The following is a 17,318-nucleotide window of genomic DNA, read 5'->3' on the forward strand; positions in this document are numbered from 1 at the left end:
CCATCTTCGCTGGAGTTAAGGCATGTCTCCCAAAAGTGGAAACCGGTTTTGGGACAAAGACATGCGAACAATAAAAATCTGAATCCTGCTTCAGACCGGGTTGGACTGGGAGTTATCCAATGCCGATTTCTGAAAGCACGCTTCGGAAATTGCGTTCTCGCGCCGAGTAGTTTTCGATGACTTCGGGGATATTCATCGCGGCGATGTGGTCGCTCACGAAAGCCCGCCGGTCATTGGCCGCGTTGAGGTCTCGCGCATCGATTTTCGGCAGACCGGAGAAGTTCAGCATCTCTCGCATACGATCATCGACGGCGACCATCAGGCTCGGCACACCAGCCTGCATTGAAATAACATTGCCATGGAAGCGGCGACCGAAGGAGAAATCCATGGTCGAGCACCAGGCGCGCCATTGATTAGTATCGAGAAAGGCGTGAACGCTGATCTTCTTCTTGAGATCGTCCGAACCCTTATAAGTCAGTGGACCGACGAGTTCGCCGGTTGTGGCGTCGTAAGCGCGGCCATTGGCATCGGATTCAAGCTGCATGTCGAAGTGCAACAGCTCATCCTGAATGACATAGGCGGAACGGCCGTCATCCGAACTCAGCGCGTTCATATCGCCAATGGTTTCAAGTTCCGCACCCATATAGCCGGTGAAAACGGTACGGCCCTCCCCCACCTTCACATCCGGCAGACGACTGATGGCCTTGCGCATATTATCGGGACGGAAATAGAGCGACGGACAGCCGACCGGACGGACATAGGAAAAGCCCTGATCGCGGAGATATCCGGCTGCATTTTCACCGCGCGTGAGGAAATAATGCTCGCGGGATTTGAGCACTTCCAAAAGCTTCTTCGTGCCCGCTGGCAGGCCGTCTTCGCCTTCAATGTCCGGGCGGTTCTGGATGCCGATGCCGAGCATGACGACGGGCATATTAAGTTTGGATAGAACAAGCGCTTCCGCATCCGCAGACAGTCCTTTGCGCAGAAGGTTTGCGCAGGTGAAGACGCAGATATCGAATTCCTTGTTGATCTCTTCGAGACCCGTTCCATTGTTCACGCAATTATAGAGATGCCAGAACGGAATATGCTTGGCTGACGGCAGAAGCGCCGTCATCGCACCTTCACCGATCAGATAATTGCCGGTATTGCTGATGTTCTTCAGCTCCTGGATGAAATTATCCCTGGATTCTGAATCACGCTGTTTTTCCGAGTAATGGACCTGCGCTTTATCCGCACGTTGGATAAGGCGCGTCAGATGGCTCGGAATGCCCGTGACAAGGATTCTTGGATTGGTTGGGCGGCTCATAGGTCGACCTTTCTGGTATAATCAGGCAACTGCACGGCCGGGAAGAGCGGCAATCGTGCTGGCAGCGTCTGCAACATCCGGCTGGGAAGACCGGGATTTCGGATAAGCGGGGCGTATTTCATTCGCCCAATCGGTAAATTCGGAGAAAGCTGAACTCCATGTGCGGTGAGCAGCAGAGGCGAGCGCACCTTCAGCTGTCCGCATCAGGGCTTCACGATCCTGCGCAAGAATGGTCAAAATGCGCGTCATGTCGGAGACAATCTGCGCATCGTTGCCATTGCGGATGAGAATGCCATCGCGACCATGATTTATAAGCTCATCGACGGCACCAACGGCTGTGGCAACCGGCACGCAGCCAAGCTGCTGCGCTTCAGCAATCATCAGCGGTGCACCTTCCCAGCGCGATGGCATCAAAAGAACATCGGCCCATGCGAGATGGTTCGCGATATCCTTGCCGTCAAAGACTGGGGGCGAGACTTTCACACCCGCATCCTTCAAGCGCGTCATCCAAGATGCACTTGGATCATCAGAGAGGATTTCGCCGCCAATTGCCTGTGCTTCGAAGGGAATACCCTGCTCTTTCAGCTTGACGATAGCATCATGCAGCCTGTCGATACCCTTTTGGCGATCGAGACGCCCCATATAGAGCATTCGTATCGGCTCGCCTTTGCGGCCTTGCTTGCGCGCCGCAGTGACCTGTGTACGCAGTTTTGTATCGATTGAAAAACTGGCTCCGTTTGGCACGGAAAACACTTTTTCATACGGCACGCCAAAGCTGTGCAGATAGATTTTTAACTGATCCGAACAGGTCAGAAATGCATCATAGGCATGTTCGAAGGCAATCGCGGCATAGGGCTGCCCCGCCTGGCGGCGGAAGACCGTTTCATCCACCACATGCAGATAGCAGGCGGTGCGCGTGCCTTCAGAGCGAAGTTTACCCATCAAAGGATGCGCCGCCATGACGTGATTGTTCACGACAAGGTCGAATCCTGAAAGCTGGCCGCGCAGGATGCTCCAGTCAAGCGGATGATCGTCGGTGATAAAATCCTGCCCCAAGAAGCGATTTGTGTCCCCCCAGGCGGGAATGCCATCCTTCCAGAAATGCAAATAATCGAAGGACTGGTCGAACTCGTCGAGCACATCCATCCGCTCATTGCCGAGCACGAAGAGGTGGGTTTCAAAACCCTGGTTTTTCAATTCACGCCCGGCGGCATAAGCAACCTTCTCCGCCCCGCCGAACGAGGCATTCGGCACCAGAACGGCGGCAGTTTTCTTCCTTGCTGCATTATGCGCAAGTGGCAGCACCGGCCCGCCACCAAGTTCATTGCGCAGCACCTGATACATTTCAGAAAGTGCGGGCAGGCGACGCGGACGCCATGTCCAGCGCATGGCCGCACTTTGCTTAAGCGGGCTGGTCGCAATCGACGTCACCAGATTGAGCATCGATTGTTCAGGCCGTGACAAGGCCCGGCGCTGACGCACACGCGGGAACGGGAAACGCACTTTCATCCGCGCCGATGTGGGCCACAATTGCTGCGTGCCCAGTGATGCGAACCAATCCAGCGCATCGTTTTCGATGATGTCCTTGATCAATTTCGTCGAGACGAAAATCAGATCAGCGTGCGGCTGGCGCGTGCCGGAAGGCATGATTTCGGTGTCAATGCGCCGCTCGTCTTCAACATTGGTGAGTTCCACAAAGACGATATTGGCCTGTTCAGAAAGCTTTTCGAGCCGCGACAGGATATTCGGCAACAGTCGTGAACGCGCCAGAAGTTTCAGCGTCTCGGTATTGGACGAGGCGAGAAATGGAGGAAAGTGAAAATTGTCCGGTTCGGACACACTGCCCCAGAAGGCACGAATTGCGTCGTCGAACTTGAGATCTTTCGTGCCGAGGCTGAGGTCGGTGAAAAGGCTGACGGTCCCCTCGCCTGCGCGGATCACGCCATAGCGCGGACATTCTTCATGCTCGAACCCCACAAGCGTCGGGCGACGGAACAGCGCCTTGTGCCGTTTGCGCAGGAAACTGATTGAACCGGAGCGGTCACGATTAGCTTCCTTGAAACGGCTTTCTGCGCGCAGGCGATACTCGAAACCGGTATCGTGGCAAGGCGCGCCCACAAAACCCGCCTCAATCGCCGACAGCCAAAACTCCCAGTCCTCGAAACCATTCTGACGATCATCATCAAAACGGACACCGCTGCGGAAAACCTCCGCAGAAATCATTGATCCGGTATCGCAGATATTATCAGTGATGCAGTGGATCAGGCGCGAATAGCTGTCGCCATAATGAGCGCGCCAGTTGACCGAAAAGGTATCGATATTGGTGTAGACCCAGCCCGCATTCGACGCCAAAAGCTTACGATAGAGCGTATCGATGGTGTGGGGCTGTACCCGGTTGTCGGCATCAACGAAATAAACCGCTTTAACATCCGGCATCTCTTCGAGAATATAGTCGACAGCACGATTGCGCGCACCGCCGGGCCCTGCATTCTCGCCGAAGATGATGTGAATGTTTGGATGAGCCGCCGCATAAAGCGTCAGGCTATCAAACACTTCGCGGCGCGGATCACCATCGACGGACACCACGATCTGCGTGCGGAAAACCGTTTCTGACGCGAGAACGGTTTCCAGCGCTTCGAGAGCCAGCGCCGCATGACCATAGAGCGGCATGGCGACAACGATCAAATCTTTCGACCTATCGTACATTCGCGGCCTCTTTGGTTATTTCCTGACTGGGGCGCGCCTCGATGTGCTTGACCAGCCGGAAGTTGAACACTTTGAGCCAGGAAAAATCCACGGAACCTGCTGCGGCTTTGCTCAGGACGACGAGATCCATCGTGCGGTCGATCGGTTCCTCAAGCATGAAGTTGATGTCGATCGGACGATTGGGTGCAACTTCCGACCAGCCGCTGAACAACACCTGCTGGCGGCGGCGGTCGAGGCTGGAAATCGCATCGATTTCTTCCTTCACATCCGACGCCAGATTGACCAGCAGCAGTCCCACTGCGCAGGGCTGGCCTTCGGGATGATCAATCACAGCCCGCGCTGAAACTCGTACTGTGCCCGGCGCGACCACACGACGGATTGCAGCTGCGGTGACCCCCTCCTCAAGCGGATGGCAGCCGATGGCATCTTCATGTTCCAGAAACCGCACAGTCGGAAAGTCGGGCGTAATAGGTGTGACGGACACGTTGGCCACGTTACGCAGCAATTCAACGGGCAGACGGTAATCATCAACCTTGCGGCCATTGATCAGCGCAGTCGGTACAATGGCATTCGGCAGCGATGCCGGACGGACGCCCGGCAGGCCGGTGAATATCCGCAATGCCAGAGGGCGCATGTCAAGATCAGCATGTGGAATACGCGCACGCGCTGCATAACGCTCATTGGCGATCACATTGCCCAACGACAATTCTGGTGGAACCCCGCCCGAAGCTGAGATGCGCAGACGCAATGTGCGATGGCTGCCATCGCACGCCTTCGGAAGCGAGAAGAAGTTCCACTCCGAATGCAGCGCACCGTAAGGCACCAGCCACTCAGCAATCCCTTCACCGTTTTCAAGATAGTCCAGCGTGACGATCAGCTGGCCATTGCGATTAGCAGGCAACTCACGGAAATGCAGGGCAAAACCGGAAACGGCATAACTCGAAACCGGGAAAAGCTGCTCGATCTCCGATTCGCGCAGCAGACGTGCAAAACCTTCATCCTTTGGGTCTACCAGAGGGGCATGACTGAAGATTTCCGTTGAGGAATCCCAGTTGCGAGCGTGAAACGCGTCTTCAATCGCCCGGTAATTCTCAAACATTGTCTCACGCTCGCGACGCAGCATGGCGAGCTCGGTGTGAACCTTGCTGACGTGGCCGACAAGACGGTCCAGACTGCTCTCAAGCAGTTGGGTGACCAGCAGGGGAACGGTTTCAGCCGTCGCATCATCGATTCGCACAACGGGAAGTTCCGGAATGGTGCTCAGACGATAAACCTGTTGCAGAACCGTCTTCAGTTCGTCCTCGCCCTCTTGCGAAGCAGCAATTGCGATGAGCGGAAATGTATTCGCCAGCCGAAGACGTTTTCCATCCCCTTCAACAAAAGTGGTCAGCCCGCCCAGAGACGTCGCTTCCAGCGCTTCACGATCACGCATCGAAGCAATGGCATATCGGCGGGATTTCCGCGCCGAGATCGCAGGAAGTGGTGTGCTCAACATAATCATCCATTGTGTGATGGCCGACTTGGGAGTCTCGGCCTGCACTTGCAATGAGAAAATACAGTCAATGTATTGTCAACAGCCTTATAGCATCAACTATATGATAATATTGCGAATATTTGGAACAAGTTTAATTCAAAATTTGAAACAATGTGCATATATATTGCGCCTACGTCGTAAACACGCAGAAATACGGCATTTTATGTTTCATCATCACTGTTTGAACGCCCGATTGTCGCCACATACTGACTATCTCCCGTTCAATACTGCATCGATCAAGGTTTTTTGCTGCTGTAAACAATCCGACAGTTTGAACCGATTTTCGACTGTCCGGCGTGCGGCTGCACGCATCTGGAGGCATGCATCGGGGTCACGAAGGACATTCACGATCACTTCCGCCAACACATCCGAGTCAAAAAACGGCACGAGCAGCCCGTTTTGACCGGAGCGGATCACTTCCCGAACGGGCGGCGTGTCCGAACCGATGATAAGCGCGCCGCAGGCCATCGCTTCCACCACCGACCAAGACAGGACGAACGGATATGTCAGATAAATATGCGCGGTGGATATCTGGTAGAGCTTACGGAGTTGGGCGTGCGGAATTGTACCAGGAAATACGATGCGATCCGGCGGTAGATCCAAATTCTTGACCAGATGCTCGCGCCACGATCCGCCACCAGGCGGTGGCGTTCCATAGCTGACACCATCACCGCCGACAAACACGAAGATCGCATCATCGTTCTGCCGAACGACCTTGGCAGCGGCTTCGAGCGCTTGCGGAAATCCACGATAGGGTTCGAGATCGCGTGCGACGAATGTAATCACGCGCGATTCTCCTGCCTTCAGCGTGCGTCCATCGGGTAGCTGAATCGTGGCGTGACGGTCTGGATAGAAGAGTTTTGTATCCACCCCTTCGTGCACCACGGCGATGCGATTCTGCACGGAACGCGGGTAGAGGCTTTTCTGCCAGTGTGTCGGGCTAAACCCACCATCGATTCCCTCAAGGGTGACGAGCTGGGCCATGTTGCGCAAACGCAGACGCTTGCGAGTTTCGATGTCTGGTCGGTCGCCGGGCGCAAATCCTACATCCGCACCATTGGCGCGATAGAAGAACTCGCAATAACCAAGAGCTGGTGCTGACGGCAGCACGTCCTTGACGAACATCATGCTGCCCCAACCAATATGACCGATGACGATATCAGGTGCCTGGCCTTGATGAGCCATGGATTCCAGGGTTTCGGCCACACGGTACCCGATCCTCGTATGATGATCGGGTACTTCGAGATATCTGGCCATCGCACCGCCGGTGCGAGGACCAGATTCCACTCTGTGGCGGATGACGCGGACCGCTGGGAGGCGACGGTCCACTGTCTCGCAGATCAGGCTTACATCATGTCCGCTGGTAGCCAGACTTTCGGCTAAAGCAGCAAACTGGCCGAAACCGCGCCTGTGCACAAATGCTATACGCATGTTACGAAACGTGCTCGGCTAATGGCCGAAAAGCGTCGCAACACATCAAATGCCAAATCGTGCGGCGTTACCCCACACGAGTTCCAGTCTGTGCAGAGTCTGATAGGCGATCTCGAGATTTCTGAGATCGTCATCATCGCGAGTGAGGATATGGTTGTAGGCCCGGCTTGCATTCCGCAAGCTTGCACACAGCCGCTCACCCTTGTCCGTCAGGCGGATACGGGCAGACCGTTTGTCCCTCTGCGAGGCGACACGATCAACATACCCACCATCGGTAAGCTGTTTAAGATAATAGGAAATGTTGGAACCGACGTAATGTCCGCGATCCAGTAATTCACCCACAGTGAGCTCGACATCGCCGATAGCCATCAGAACCAGGGTCTGGGCCGGACCGATATCTTCCACGCCCAACTTCGTCAGCTCGGTTTTCAGCAAGCTCACAAAGCGGCGGTTTACTCGTTCTATCATCCGGGCCAGTTCGAAATGCGTGATAACGACTGTATGGACCGGATGTCTGCGTTCCTGTTTTTCGGCGGTAACTTCAGGAAAATCAGCGGCAGTAAAGCCATCGACTGATGTTTCGACTTCCACTCCCTCGTGTAGAAGTTTTTGCATCTTTTGCTCTCCATTTTCAATTTTACTTCAAATTTTGAAGAAATTTGCAGTTATATTTTCTTTGCTCCTTTCGCATTTCCCCGCCGTAAGAACCTTTTTTCTGTCACATTCTCTGCAGTATTACTTTACTGATCTTGAGAACTAGCACACAGTTTTTAGGGATATCCGCCACCTGTGACCATTCCAAGGCAGATAGCGTATGAATGATACTCGCGAATTCAAATCGATTGGCAAGAGCCCTGCGCACAAAAAGGGGCAGGACGATTCGGTAACTACGCCCAAAGGCCTGATTTTCAAGGCCCGCCGCGTTTTCCTGTCGGGACTACTTTATGCAGTGCTGCTGAGCGCCTGTATCAATTTGCTACAACTCACTGTACCTCTCTATATGTTGCAGGTTCATGATAGGGTGCTGAACAGCCGAAGCATGGACACGCTCACCATGCTGACTGTGCTCGCCATTGGTGCGATGCTGGTGTTCGGCGTGCTGGAATATATCCGCTCGCTTTCCTTCCAGGCCATGGGCAGCGCTCTCGTGCGCCGCCTGAACCTCGCGGTTCTGACAGCAGCGGTACAGGCCTCTGTGAATCAGGGCATGCCGAAAGCGACGCAGACGTTGCGCGATCTCAACGAGTTGCGCAGTTTCCTTACATCCCCGGCCATCAATGCCCCGCTCGATGCGGCATGGTCGCCGATTTTCCTCGGCGTTCTGTTCCTGCTTCACCCGATGTTGGGCGTGATCGGTCTCGTCGCGGTCATCATTCTGGTGGCGTGTGGCCTGCTCACCGACCTTTTGACCCGAAATCTGATTCAGGAGGCGAATCAAGCTAACATCGAAGCGGTTTCCAAAATCGGCAGCAGCTTGCGCCACGCCGAAGTCATCGAAGCCATGGGCATGCTTCCGGCGCTCGCTCGTCGTTGGCGAACGATGCAGGTTCAGGCGCTGGAAGTACTCGATCTTGGTGGAACACGCGCCCGTGCCCTATCCTCGATTGCCCGCACGGCACGTTTCATCATCCAGATTGGATCGCTCGGAATCGGCACACTGCTCGCCATGCAGCAGGAAATCACCCCCGGCGCCATGATCGCGACCAGCATCATCATCGGTCGCCTGCTGATGCCATTTGATCGCATCGTTGAAAACTGGCGCCAGTGGGTCAGCGCAATTGCCAGCTGGAAACGCGTTCAGTCATTGCTTTCGGAAAATCTGGCCGTTCGCCAGACCATGCCAACACCGCGACCCAACGGCGATCTCGTGATCGACAAGCTGATCTATGCAGCGCCGGGCGTCGACGTTCCAATCATCAAGGGAATCTCCTTCTCGATTTCGCCAGGTGAAGTGCTGGGCGTCGTCGGTCCTTCGGCTGCCGGTAAATCAACGCTAGCCCGACTGTTGATCGGTATCGTCAAACCCACGTCAGGCGGCGTTTTCCTCGACGGCAATAACGTTTATCTCTGGGAACGCGGTTCGTTCGGTGAGATTGCCGGCTATCTGCCGCAGTCAGTCTCGCTGCTCGACGGAACCATCAAGGACAACATCGCCCGCATGGGTGACAGCGACCCGCATCGCGTGCTGGAAGCCGCGCGCCTTGCCGATGTGCACGAGATGATCGGACGCATGCCGCTCGGCTATGACACGCCGGTCGGCGACGGTCGCCTCACCCTCTCTGGCGGTCAGCGTCAGAGAATCGGGCTCGCCCGCTGCCTCTACAACCGCCCCCGCCTGATCGTTCTCGACGAACCGAATTCGAATCTTGACGCCGTCGGCGAACGTGCCCTGATCCGGGCCGTCGAACATGCCCGCGACGATGGCGCCATTGTCATCATGATCGCACATCGGCCATCTATCATGCAGGTCGCCGACAAGCTGCTGGTGCTTGAAAACGGGCGGATTTCACAGTTCGGTCCGCGCACCGATGTCGTCGCATCACTGACACCTGCCAATAACGGCCCGCAAATGGGAGCAGCAAACGCATGATGGGTAAATCAGTCATTTCTCGTCGTGTTTCCAGCCTGCTCGCGCCGCGAGCAGAATCATCGGATCACAAAACTCTCACCCGTTTCGGCAGTGTCAAACCTGAATGGGCGCTCGATCTGGAGCGAGAGGATTCGAGGTCACCGCTGCGCGGTCTCATCATTGCAGGACTCGCCACAATCGGTGTCGCTTTCGGTGGATTCTTCGCCTGGGCTTATTCCGCTAATCTGGGAAGTGCGGCAGTCGCAATGGGCACGGTTATTGTCGATTCCAAGCGCAAGACAATCAGCCATCTCGAAGGCGGCATTCTTGATCGTCTGCTCGTGCAGGAAGGCGACATAGTCAAGGTCGGCCAGCCCCTGCTTCGGCTTGACGACACCAAGGCACGCTCCGATCTCCAATCTCTAGAGAGCAGGCGCATCGGCCTGATCGCAAAACTGGCCCGCCTGCGCGCCGAGCAATCCGGCGAAAAAGAAATCAGTTTTCCGGAAGGTTTCGCCGATGGCGGCGAAAATGCACAGAACGCCATTCGCGCCGAAAACATCTTCTTCCAGAAACGACTCGCGCAGAAACTGAGCAAGATCGACATCCAGCAGAAGACCATCGAGCAATATACTGAACAGGCCAAGGCCTCCACATCGCAGATAGCGGCAACCGACCGACAGATCGAGCTTATCAGCGAACAGCGCAAGGCGATTGCCAGCCTCGTTGAAAAGGGCTTTGCCCAGAAATCGAAACTCACGGAAATCGATACACGCCTCAGCCAGCTTGCGGGCGACCGCGGCGAATATGCCGGTGACAAGGCGAAAGCCGAACAAGCTAAAGCCGGTGCAGAGTTCGCCCTGACAGGGATCGAAAGCGATCTCCAGTCGGAAATCGCAGGCGAGATCACCTCCAGCCAGGTCGAACTTTCAGATGTGCAGGAACGCATCGTTGCCGCCAAGGACGTGATGCGTCGCGTGGAAGTTCGCTCGCCGCAGGATGGTATCGTCGCGAACATCCGGCTGCGCACACCGGGCGGCGTCATCGCGCCGGGCGAGGCGATCATGGATATCGTTCCTGAGAACGAACCTTTGGTCGTTGAAATGAAGATCAGCCCGCGTGATATCGACAGCATCTCGGTTGGCGCAGGCGCACAAATCCGGTTAACCGCCTACAATCAACGCTCGATGGCGCCGCTAGACGGCAAACTGACCTATATTGCCGCCGATCAGTCCCTCGATGAAAAGACAGATACCGCATTTTTCGTCGCGCGAGCCGAAATTACTCCGGCGTCACTTGCCGCAAATCCGGCTGCCCGACTTTATCCTGGCATGCCCGCCGAGATAATCATCGTGCACAAGGAGCGTCGCGCCATCGATTACTTGGTCTCACCTATCACAGATAGTTTGAACCGGGCATTCCGTGAAGATTAATGATCAGATAATTTCAAAGTAAAACTCGATCATAGGTTGAAATTCCGAAAAGAAGGGACGCCGCGCATGACATTTCATGCGCGGCGTCATCTCATTGAAATATTTTCATTTTTCTTTTCATCACCCCGATATTTCAAATTTAGAACTATTTTCTCTGTAAATACAACTTAAATAGAAATTATAATGACTATAAATATCACTCATATTTTTGTTTACACAACTGTAATATAAATTAATCGTAATAATTTGTTACTTATAGTTGCCAAATTTATACCAATTACCAATGTTGCAATTCCAGTTAATGCAGAGCAGACTACTAAGAGCATAATGGTCGGAGCATTCCGGCTTGTGGAAACCCCATACAGGAACACAAGGAGAAGCAGATGGCCACTTTAGAAGGCGGCGCCTACGACGACGTGTTGTTCGGCTCCCGCTTTGACGATTTCATCCGCGCCCATGGCGGTGATGATCTCGTATTCGGAGGCGATGGTAACGACACTGTCTTCGGCGGTAACGGGAGTGACATCCTTTTCGGCGGCACGGGTAACGACACCCTGTTCGGCGAAAACGGGAACGACATTCTCTTCGGTAATGAAGGAAACGACGTCCTGAGCGGCGGCAATGGCAGCGACGTGCTGTATGGCGGCAATGGAGATGACATTCTCCAGGGCGGCAACGGCTCCGACCTGCTCTTTGGCGGCGCGCATAATGACATTCTCTACGGTGGGAATGGCAGCGACATCCTCGATGGCGGTGCCGGAAACGACGTTCTCATCGGCGGAAATGGCAGCGATACATTCCTGTTCAATGGTGGCGGCGGAAACGACGTCATTCTCGACTTCAATCCCGGCGAAGACATTCTGCAAATTCAGAAGGGTATCAATGGTCTTGATATCGCTTCCGCAGACGATCTTGCCGATCGTGTCACGCAGGTTGGTGGCAATGTCGTTGTCGATCTCGGCAATGGCGATTCCGTTACCCTCGTGAACACCAATGCAGACGATGTACAGGCTCATCCCGACCAGTACTTCACTGTTCACTGATTGAACAATTGAGAGCGTGCCCGGCAATCCTCCCGTCGGGCACGTTTCGTCTTCACCGGGCACGCATCTTCCCTAGTTTTGCGTGCCCGGAACTTCCTGCAAGCCGAACTTCCTGCAAGAATGAAAGGGCCTCACATTGAACCTCGATCATTCGGCGGACACTGAAAGCAAAACCGAGAACCTCTCTATTTGCCGTCTTTGCGCCGATGTCGCTGTGGTCATCTGGGATATCCCAGGCCCGGCTCGCACAACCACCAAATGTACATTTGAAATGGCGGCCCAGCCGGTTCCGCTGTTGAGCGTTGGCATTCCGCTCGAGAATGGCGGCCTACGCATGTTTTGGGCCATGCGCACGGGTAAAGAACCCGTCGAACTTTCGCTCTCCGCAGGCTCTCTCGGCCCTACGGCTCAGGCTATCGTGTATCCAGCTAACGAGCTTGCTCCCTTTGACGTTGAGTATGTCGTGAGCGACCTCACCTTACCCGGCCACATCAAGCTTCTGACCAATATTCTGACCACGTGGCGCAGCACTTTCCGGCTGTCGCGAAACCAGACTTTCGCATCCCTCGTGCGTGACCTGACTTTCGCATTGACGCCGGAACCGCGCGAGGCCCAGCATTGCGGCGAACCGGTTCAGGGACATCACCTTCTTGAAACCGCGGTCGACCCGATGCTAGGCGAGATTTCGGCCATCTATGGCATCACACCCGGCAGCGTCACGGTTATTCCGCCACGATTTGTGGTGGGCAGGCAGGCTCGCAATGCCTGGCAGCCATGCCATTTTCTGCTGGAAGCAGCGCAAGACCTGCCGTCATCGCTGCTGCTAGTGTTCACCGGCCAGAAAGGCGTTGCCGTTCGCAAGCTTGCGGCAACGACCGGTGAACAAACAGATTTCGCCAAATGGTGGACCAAATGGCAGGGCAATGGTGCTTTGCGGGAGTTTTTAGTTCGCCAGCTCGGCAAACTAAGCCCTTCCGGTGCTGCGGTCGCCATCGACCTGCAAACGCGCACTCCGCTCCCTGTTCGCCAGATAGCACAATCGGCCACCCATCCCGCAGCGGAAATCGATCTCGCATTGGCGCTCGATGGCGGACTGATTGTTGGCGGATGGATGCATGATCCCGCCGCCATGCTTGCCGATATCGAATATCTTCCCGAAAACGGAAGCGCGCTGTCGCTGAAGCCGAACTTTCACAAGTTTCCAGCCAAAATTGCCAAGCGGGAAGATACGCCACAGCAGGATGTGACGGGCTTTGTCGCCTGGCTTCCTTCGGTGCAGAATCTTGGGCCGCTCTTGCAGCCACGATTCCAGATGCGTCTTGCGTCCGGTACCACCGCGCCCCTCGTCCCCGCACCGCAACCCTTCGAGCCATCGGCGCAGCGCAATCGTATCTTGCGGTCCGTGCCGCCGCAGCAGGCAAGGCCTCACGTCTTCTCGCATATTCTGGGACCAGCTCTCACCGAAGTTGAGAAGAAGCTCGCCGCAACGGTGCGGATATCCGAAGTGAAGGATTACGGAACAACGCCTGCCTCTGCACTCGCATCCATCGTTATTCCACTCTACCGCAACCTGGATTTTCTGCGTTTCCAGTTCTCGTCGATGGCGACGGACCCTTGGCTGACGGAGAATGCAGAGTTCATTTTCGTGCTGGATTCTCCTGAAATTCAGGACGACACCGAGCATATGCTGGGCGGCTTGCACATTCTGCACGATATGCCATTCAAGCTCGCCATCATGAACCGCAATGGTGGTTATGCGCGTGCCTGCAATGCAGGCGCCAGCATTGCGACTGGAGCGACTATCGTGATGCTGAATTCCGACGTCGTTCCTGCGGAACATGGCTGGCTGCAGCAGCTGATCCAGCCTCTGTTCGATCAGCCCAAGCTCGGAGCAATCGGTCCTCGCCTTCTTTTCGAGGATGGCTCGCTTCAACATGCGGGGCTTTATTTTGCCCGCGACCGTCAGGGGGTCTGGCTGAACCACCATTATTACAAGGGTATGCCGGGCAACTATCCGCCTGCGCTTCGTTCGAGGGAGGTGCCGGGGGTTACCGGTGCGTGCCTGATAACACGCAAGGATATCTTCGATCTCGTCGGCGGCTTTACGGAAGACTATGTCATCGGCGACTACGAGGACAGCGATCTCTGCCTGAAGATCAGGCAACTTGGCTTCCAGATATTCTATGAAACCGCCGTAGCACTTTACCATTTCGAGCGCCGTTCGATCCGTCGCAGCACGGATTACATGCGCGGCCTCGCCAGCCAATATAATTCCTGGCTCCACACACAGCGCTGGGATGATGACATTACCGAATTGATGGTCCCGCCACGGGAGCAGGAGGGCACTGCCGACCTGTCCAATGTGATTATGACCAAATCTGAAAGGAGCGCCGCTTGACGGACGTGGTAGCGCTGAAACAGCCAGAATTTGAAGCCAAACCAGCAATACCGGATGCGCAGATCGATTGGCTGATGCAGTCTGTTTTGAAGAACCGCTTTTTGCCCTCCCCCGACCCGAACAGCGTGTTCGTCGGCGACGGTGATTATCGTGCAGTCGGCGCCGAATTTCTCGGTCATTTCATTCGCAAGGGCGGGCTTCGACCCGACGCCCGTGTGCTCGATATCGGTTCGGGTATAGGTCGAATGGCGATGCCACTGACGCAATATCTCGATCCGGCAAAAGCGCGCTATTCCGGGATTGATCCCGTAGCGGGCGGTGTGAACTGGTGCCGCCAGAACATCACATCGCGTTATCCGAACTTCGAGTTCCGCCACATCGATATCGCCCATGACCTCTATAACCCCAAGGGAGCGGTAAACGGGCTCACTCTTACTCTGCCATTCGCGGACAAGAGCTTCGACTTCGTCATCATGACATCTGTGGTTACGCATCTGCCATCAGACGAGGTCAAGACCTATCTCGATCAGGTATCCCGCGTCCTCGTTCCCGGTGGAAAATTGTTCATGACGGCCTTCGTCGTGGACGATGTGGCCGCGCGCGACCGCCATGGCAAACGCGACAAACGACTTGCATTTGAACGCCATGGCAACGGACCGTGCTGGTTCGTACCGGAATTGCCGCCGCTTGCGGCGGTCGGGTTTGAAAACGGATTTCTGGATCGTGCGCTTGCCGGCACGAAACTGACGCTCGAAACAAAATCATTCGGCCACTGGCGCGGCATCGAAGCGGATCATTATCAGGATCTTTTCATCGCCTCGCGAGGTGCTGCCTGATGGCCCAGCGTGTGCTCATAGCAGCCCATAACCATCCATCTCTGCACCCCGGCGGAACTGAAATTTTCGCGCACGATCTTTTCCGCGCCTATCAGCGCGCCGGTTGCGAAGCCATGTTCATGGGTGCCACCAACAAGGTGCATCGTGAGGCCCGTCCCGGTACGAGCTTTCAGAGCATCGGTAATGGTGGCGATGAAATCCTGCTCTGGTCCGGTCATTTCGACCGTTTCTACATGAGCCAGATCGACCTTTACGGGATCGTTCCCGACATTGTCGAACTACTGCAGGATTTCCGGCCTGATGTCGTCCATCTGCACCATCTGCTTTTGCTCGGCGTCGAATTCCCGCATATCGTGCGCCGAACTTTACCGGACTGCCGTATCATACTGACTTTGCACGACTATTACCCCATCTGTCACCATGATGGCCTGATGGTTCGCACCACTGGAAAGGAACTGTGTCATGGGGCCGGTCCTGACCGCTGCCATGCCTGTTTCAAGGACATTGCACTTGATAAATTCGTATTGCGTGAACGGCATATCAAATCGCTTTTGAGCGCTGTCGATGCATTCGTCTCACCGAGTGAGTTTCTGAAACAACGCTATGTCGAATGGGGACTTGCGGAAGAACTGATCAGCGTCATTCCCAATGGCCAACCGGAACGCCCCGCAGCCGAAACGCGGCAGGTCGAGCGCAACAAACCGGTCTTCGGCTATTTCGGCAATCTCAACCCGTGGAAGGGCGCAACGGTCCTGCTTGAAGCAGCACAGCAACTTATTTCAGAGGGTTTCGATTTCGAATTGCGCGTGCACGGCGCAGCACCATTCCAAAGCGAAAGCTTTGTCAGCGAAATCGACCGGCTCTTTGCCGAGACATCGCCGTTTGTCCAGCGTCGGGGTGCTTATCGTCGTGAGGACATTGCCCACCTGATCCAGTCCGTCGACTGCGCCATCATGCCGTCGATCTGGTGGGAAAATGCTCCGCTCGTCATTCAGGAAGCGCAGGGACAGAACCGTCCTGTCATATGCAGCAATATCGGCGGAATGGCCGAAATGATTGAGAATGAGGTCAATGGCCTCACCGTTCCGCCGAATGATCCGCTCGCGCTCGCACAGGCGATGCGTCGAATGGCGGAAAACCCGGACTTGCGCCAGTCGCTCAGCGAGAATGCGCGTCATCCGGACACCATCGACACGACTGCTGCACGCTATCTCGATCTGATCGGGACATTGCGTATCGCGCGTGTCGAGGCAGCATAAGAGGTAAATCATGAACATCGCGACCAAAGTTCCATCCGAGGGGGAAACCAAACAGGCAGCGGCACCCAATGTCGCTGCCGCGCCTCAAAGGACCGAAGCCATGAAAGGACGCGTTGACGCCATCGAGGAAGGCCGTCTCTATGGCTGGGCCTTCGATCCATCCGTTCCGACAGAACGGCTTCTGATCCGCGTTCTGCTGGACGACAAGCCTATTGCTGAAGCCCCCGCCGACAAGGATCGCCCTGATCTGAAGCGCAACGGTATCGGCGATGGCAAGCACGCTTTTGAAGTGATGCTGCCGCAGTTTGCCGCTGCTCGGGCTGGCGAACTCGTTGTCGTCGCCGCCAATGCGTCTGGCGCGGAGCAGAAGCTACGTGTACCGAAGCCCGACGAACAGGCGGCCGAAGCGCTTATCGCCGCGCCGATGACGCGCATTCTGGACAAGCTCGACATGCTGATGGCAGCGCAGCGCCAGTTGCAGGTCAACCAACGTTCGTTGCAGCGCGTCGCGCCTACCCTTGATGCATCCGGCAATGCCGCCCCGGCAGAACTGCTCGACATTGCAAGTTCCGTCGACGGTTTGCGAACCGATCTCCATCAGCGCATGACCGAACTTGATGTGCACATCATGCGCATGGACGGCGTTGTTGCAGGATTGGAACAGCGTCTGGATGACGTGCGCAAGCGCAGCGGCGGCGACCTCAAGTTCCTGTTCTTGCTGGCTGCCGTCTTGACGGGTTTTGTCGCAGGCGCATTGCTGACCCTCGCGGTCATGCCCTGAGGAAAAACCTTATGGCGCAAGA

Annotated in this window: 12 protein-coding genes; 7 read left to right on the forward strand and 5 right to left on the reverse strand. The window is 55.6% G+C overall.

Translation table 11 applies throughout. The features are described from left to right. Positions 1-112: 112 nt before the first annotated feature. The 5 genes from OHI65_RS00575 to OHI65_RS00595 all read right to left on the reverse strand — a co-directional run bounded on the left by OHI65_RS00575 (position 113) and on the right by OHI65_RS00595 (position 7,592). Positions 113-1,306: a polysaccharide pyruvyl transferase family protein gene (locus tag OHI65_RS00575; RefSeq protein ID WP_125300672.1), complete on the reverse strand. Its 1,194-nt coding sequence runs from the start codon at positions 1,304-1,306 to the stop codon at positions 113-115. A gap of 21 nt (positions 1,307-1,327) precedes the next feature. Then, a complete protein-coding gene (locus tag OHI65_RS00580) occupies positions 1,328-4,012 on the reverse strand; it encodes a glycosyltransferase (RefSeq protein ID WP_125300673.1) in 2,685 nt (894 codons plus the stop codon). Beyond that, positions 4,002-5,507 (reverse strand): DUF6212 domain-containing protein, encoded by a 1,506-nt coding sequence (locus OHI65_RS00585; protein WP_010658638.1) that lies wholly within the window; start codon positions 5,505-5,507, stop codon positions 4,002-4,004. The genes OHI65_RS00580 and OHI65_RS00585 overlap by 11 nt, the downstream gene beginning before the upstream one ends. 249 nt (positions 5,508-5,756) lie before the next feature. Further along, the gene (locus OHI65_RS00590; protein ID WP_125300674.1) at positions 5,757-6,977 is read right to left on the reverse strand and encodes a glycosyltransferase family 4 protein; all 1,221 of its coding nucleotides are present in this window, start codon (positions 6,975-6,977) and stop codon (positions 5,757-5,759) included. 45 nt (positions 6,978-7,022) lie between these two features. After that, positions 7,023-7,592 carry a MarR family winged helix-turn-helix transcriptional regulator gene (locus OHI65_RS00595; protein WP_264358709.1) on the reverse strand — a complete coding sequence of 190 codons (570 nt, stop codon included), beginning with the start codon at positions 7,590-7,592 and terminating at the stop codon, positions 7,023-7,025. 199 nt (positions 7,593-7,791) lie between these two features. Here OHI65_RS00595 and OHI65_RS00600 point away from each other — a divergent pair, with 199 nt between their 5' ends. From OHI65_RS00600 to OHI65_RS00630, 7 genes are all read left to right on the forward strand, one after another. Beyond that, positions 7,792-9,567, forward strand: a complete 1,776-nt coding sequence (locus tag OHI65_RS00600) for a type I secretion system permease/ATPase (RefSeq protein ID WP_012092860.1) — start codon at positions 7,792-7,794, stop codon at positions 9,565-9,567. Beyond that, complete coding sequence (locus tag OHI65_RS00605; RefSeq protein ID WP_125300675.1) at positions 9,564-10,979, forward strand: HlyD family type I secretion periplasmic adaptor subunit; 1,416 nt, start codon at positions 9,564-9,566, stop codon at positions 10,977-10,979. The genes OHI65_RS00600 and OHI65_RS00605 overlap by 4 nt, the downstream gene beginning before the upstream one ends. A 383-nt stretch (positions 10,980-11,362) precedes the next feature. Continuing rightward, positions 11,363-12,022, forward strand: coding sequence for a calcium-binding protein (locus OHI65_RS00610; protein ID WP_010658633.1), 660 nt, complete (start codon positions 11,363-11,365; stop codon positions 12,020-12,022). Between the two features lie 136 nt (positions 12,023-12,158). After that, positions 12,159-14,420: a glycosyltransferase family 2 protein gene (locus tag OHI65_RS00615; RefSeq protein ID WP_125300677.1), complete on the forward strand. Its 2,262-nt coding sequence runs from the start codon at positions 12,159-12,161 to the stop codon at positions 14,418-14,420. Next, on the forward strand, positions 14,417-15,256 hold the full coding sequence (locus tag OHI65_RS00620; protein ID WP_125300678.1) for a class I SAM-dependent methyltransferase: 840 nt from the start codon (positions 14,417-14,419) through the stop codon (positions 15,254-15,256). The genes OHI65_RS00615 and OHI65_RS00620 overlap by 4 nt, the downstream gene beginning before the upstream one ends. Further along, a complete protein-coding gene (locus OHI65_RS00625; RefSeq protein WP_125300679.1) occupies positions 15,256-16,515 on the forward strand; it encodes a glycosyltransferase family 4 protein in 1,260 nt (419 codons plus the stop codon). Before OHI65_RS00620 ends, OHI65_RS00625 begins: the two co-directional genes overlap by 1 nt. A gap of 10 nt (positions 16,516-16,525) precedes the next feature. Continuing rightward, positions 16,526-17,296: a hypothetical protein gene (locus OHI65_RS00630; RefSeq protein ID WP_125300680.1), complete on the forward strand. Its 771-nt coding sequence runs from the start codon at positions 16,526-16,528 to the stop codon at positions 17,294-17,296. Positions 17,297-17,318 lie beyond the last annotated feature (22 nt).

Origin of the sequence: Brucella sp. MAB-22, from assembly GCF_025908475.1 — a bacterium.
GTDB lineage: Bacteria > Pseudomonadota > Alphaproteobacteria > Rhizobiales > Rhizobiaceae > Brucella > Brucella anthropi.